At 32.4% G+C, this 4,407-nt stretch carries 4 protein-coding genes; all 4 read left to right on the plus strand.

The features are described from left to right. Positions 1-859 (plus strand): DUF6794 domain-containing protein (locus HRU49_RS14060; protein WP_296358265.1); only part of this gene is annotated, 859 nt, incomplete at its 5' end. Positions 860-994: 135 nt separating this feature from the next. After that, complete coding sequence (locus HRU49_RS14065; RefSeq protein WP_296358267.1) at positions 995-2,116, plus strand: choloylglycine hydrolase family protein; 1,122 nt, start codon at positions 995-997, stop codon at positions 2,114-2,116. A 123-nt stretch (positions 2,117-2,239) separates the two neighbouring features. Beyond that, positions 2,240-3,076 (plus strand): class D beta-lactamase, encoded by an 837-nt coding sequence (blaOXA, locus tag HRU49_RS14070; protein ID WP_296358269.1) that lies wholly within the window; start codon positions 2,240-2,242, stop codon positions 3,074-3,076. Positions 3,077-3,533: 457 nt separating this feature from the next. After that, the coding region (locus HRU49_RS14075) for a hypothetical protein (RefSeq protein WP_296358271.1) at positions 3,534-4,407 on the plus strand (874 nt) is incomplete at its 3' end.

Below are 4,407 nucleotides of genomic sequence, written 5' to 3' on the forward strand. Positions count from 1 at the left end.
TGATGGAAATTGGGCGATTACTGGTTCTTTATCTACCACTTCTAATTTAATAATTAATGGTAATGCTACAATTGATTGTAATTTCTATGATATTGGAATCTCCTTTACAGTTGATATAGGAAGTGATATGGATAGAGAGGATTGGAGAGGGTTAGATAAGTTTTATGCTAACAATAAGATTATTGAAATCTCAATCGAAGAGGCAGAAGAACAAGATGGGGACGAATCGGATAAGCCTGTCCCAGACAATTTGGAAGAGTGCTTTGTGTCGTTAGACACCCTATTAAGTGATTCATCCCGAATGGAATTCAAAGAATCTTCAAAATCCGAACTAATTGGAAAAACCCATTTTGGATTAGGAATTTGGATGCGAAATAATTGGGGTTTATGGGCCGGGTCTAAGCTAGCCAAGTTCTTTAATCAGCAAGGAATTTATCATCCTGATGATATGTCAGGTATAATATTAACTTCATACCACAGAAGGTTAAATGAAGTACCGATTAGATTAAATAAGCAAATCAAATACTATCAAAAATATTGGAGAAAAGCTGATAAAGAACAACAAAAGCAAAACAGACTTGACTTTAGAGTTTTTGAAGTAGGTGATACTGTTGAATTTAACTATAACTACGGATTCACAAGTGAGGTACAGGAGAACCTTTACGATGATGGATCTTGTTATGCCAAAGGTGTAATTCTTGACAAAAACAATAAAGAACTTACCCTTCTCATTAAACTTACAGACTCTTGTGGTACGAGTGATATAATCATTGAGCAACAAGAGACATATGATCAAAAAGTTGAGAAGATGAAAGTCAATGATCAAAAATGGCTACATTACTCATTATGGGACTATTAACTGTGTCTAACAAATGATAAGCTCAATGAGCAAACTGAGCTTTGAGTTATTTCAGTGTGAAATAGTAACTTTAGATCAATCTGAAAGGATATACTCACTGAGCTTATCTGGACGTTGTGCTTAAATATTATAATTATGAAAACATTAAAAATTACTTTTCTAACACTAACAATGCTATTCTATCAAATTGGAATCGCATGTACTGGTATCATCATTAAAACACAAAACGGAGTAACTATTCCTGCAAGAACTATGGAGTTTGGATTTGACATTAAATCTAAATTACTAATAATACCTAAAGGATCTGATATAACATTCTTAAGTTTTGTTGATGGAAAAGATGGCTACAAAATGAAAGCAAAATACGGTTTTGCAGGAATGAATGCTGTTGATAAAAACATTGTTGTTGATGGCGTAAATGAAGCAGGTTTATATTTAGGTTGCTTTTATTTTAGCGGAGATGCACAATACGAACAACTAACTTCTAGCAACCAATCAAACGCTGTTTCTAGTGAAGAATTAGGCAACTATGTTCTAGGTAGCTTTGCTACTATTGATGAAGTTATTGAAGGACTAAAAAAGGTTACCGTTGTTGGATCGTTCATTGATGTCATACAGGGCGAAGCTCCTTTTCATTATGCTGTAACTGACGCAACTGGAAGATCTGTTGTTATAGAGTATACTAAAGAAGGATTAAGAGTTCACGAAAACACTGTAAATGCCGTATGTAATAACCCTACCTATGATTGGCATTTAACAAATCTCAGAAATTACGTAAACTTAACACCAAATAACAGACAAGGTTTCAATGTAAATAATGAAAAAATCAAAGGAATGGGTCAAGGAACTGGAATGTTAGGTATGCCAGGAGACTATACTTCTCCATCTCGTTTTGTTAGAGCTGCTGCTTTTGCTAATACTGCACTACCGTCTGCTAATGAAGAAGAAGGAATTTTTAGAGCTTTTCATATACTAAATGCATTTGATATTCCTAAAGGAGCAATTAGAGATAATGCAACTAAAGATGCCCATACTGATTACACAGTTTGGACATCTGCTGTTGACACAAAGAATAAGATATATTACTATAAAACATATAAAAATCAGTCTATAAAAAAATTAGATCTATTAGCCATATTAAAATCTTGTAAAGGTGAAATAACTATAATTGAATCTGAAACCAAGAGAGGTTATGAAAATGTAATGCTTGATCAAAACTTACGATTAGAAATAAAGCACAACAATGGCTATAAGTAATTGCTAGTTCTCGCCTACTTCCGAAAATCCTCTCGGGTTTTTAGTCTTGTGTGTACTTGCAAAGTTAAGTGCTAACCCACGCAACTACTCATAGCCGAAACCGTTAGCACTAATAGAATACAAATGCGATATTTAATTATCACCCTACTACCTATTTTGATGTTTTCCTGCAAAACCAAGGAAAGTAAGGAAGACGTAAAATTTAATACACCTGCAGAAGTAGTAGTACCTGAATTTCAAACAATTTTAGACTCTTCAGATTTAGAAGGAGCAATACTAATATACGACAAGAAAAAAAACACTTATTATTCTAATAGTTTTTCGGAATCAAGAGTTCAACATTTGCCAGCTTCAACTTTTAAAATTCCAAATTCAATAATAGGACTTGAATTAAATATTTTAGAAAATGAAAAAACAATATTCAAATGGGATGGATCTGAAAGATATCTTCCTGTTTGGGAACAAGACCTATCATTAAAAGATGCATTTCAAACATCCTGTGTTCCTTGCTACCAAGAACTTGCTAGAAAAATTGGAGTAGAAGAAATGAAGAAATATGTCAAAAAGCTAAAATTTGGACAAATGGACATAGGCGAAGAGACTATAGATAATTTTTGGTTAATGGGATCCTCTAAAATAAGTCCATTTGAACAAGTTGACTTCTTAAAAAGACTAAAGGAAGAACAGTTACCAATTTCAAAATCCACTCATGAAACTATCAAAATCATATTAAAAATCGAATCTACTGATTCCTACACATTGAGCGGTAAAACAGGATTGTCTGTATATGGAGAGAAAGATGTTGGTTGGTTTGTAGGTTTCGTTGAGAAAGAAAGTAATGTTTATTACTTCGCGACCAAAATAAGTCCAAAATTAAATGATATGGCTAGAGATGATTTCAATCCTTTAAGGCAAGAAGTATCAATTAAAGCACTAAGTAAAATGAATATAATTGAATAAATACTAGTACTAACACTGTATATTGCAAATAGGGGGTTGGTGATTTAAGAAAGTTAAGTGTTATTTAGCAATACCGCCAAATCGTTAGATTACCTGCAAGCGAAATATTCTAAAAATTTCGATTTTAAGAATGCATCAATCAAAAACAAAATACAATTTTTGGCTCAGAGCAAAAGTGAAAGTTTATCGCTTTCTACTGCCCTACTTACCATATACTAAATATAGGAGTACATTCAGCTGAAGCTGACTTGTGTTGCTACGTTCTTCAAACTCACAATCCAATATAGTGGCTCACTCATCAAATTTTTAAAAGAAAAGTTCCTTCAGAGAGACGGATAATAAACTCTGATTCCGCGTGGACGCACGAAACCAAAGCTCATTATCTTCCGCTTTTTGTATCTTAGTTCGCAAGGCCAAACGGCGTTTAGCAGGGCTTAGTCACCATAAAATTTAAAAAATGAGAATAACAATCATTATAATTATTCTGACAATTCAAGTAAGTTGTAAAAACCGTACTGAGACAAATGTTAAGTCAGTAAATTCTACCATCACTGAATTAATAAAATGCGATTACAACAATGAATCAATTACTAAATATCACTTTCTAACTAATAAAGCTGAAATAGCAATTTGTGATGGTGATTTCGATAGAGCATCACAAAATTACTCATTGGCATTTAAAGAAATAAAAAAACCTTTTGGTCCTGATGTTTATAATGCCGTAATTTCAAATCAACTCTCTAATAATTTAGATGAAAGAGATTTAAATCTTCAACTATTAATAAATAATTCTGATGATTTAAGTTTGCTAAAGTCAATTTTTGTCAACACATATATAGATGAAAACCTCTGGAATTCTTTTATGGACAAAAGAACGACTGAATATGACGAAAGATTAAGAAATGAATTCAAATCAATTTTTGAAAGAGATCAATTGTTCAGACCAATGTACGATACTCATGATGACACTATACAAGCTAATCGAATGGTAAATATGAACAGGATACTTTCAATAACTGATTCTCTTGGTTTTCCTTCTCAAATAGAGCTTGGATATAGAAAATCTTTAAGAGGGCAAAATCATGATGTGGTTTTAGTTCATACATCTCAAAGAAGAAGCAGCAATAAAAACATAATTGACCTTGAACCAATTCTTTGCAAGGCAGTAAATGATAAGGATAAAAGAGATTTTGAAGTTTACTCAACTTCGCAATATAAACATCACTTGTTACCAGATTCTCTAAATAACAAAATATGGCTTCTAAATTTGAATAAGGAAGAATATGGCCGTGCTAATGAAATAAGGAAAAAATGGAATGCTGATCAATTAG

The sequence above is a fragment of the Winogradskyella sp. genome (assembly GCF_013213975.1).
GTDB lineage: Bacteria > Bacteroidota > Bacteroidia > Flavobacteriales > Flavobacteriaceae > Winogradskyella.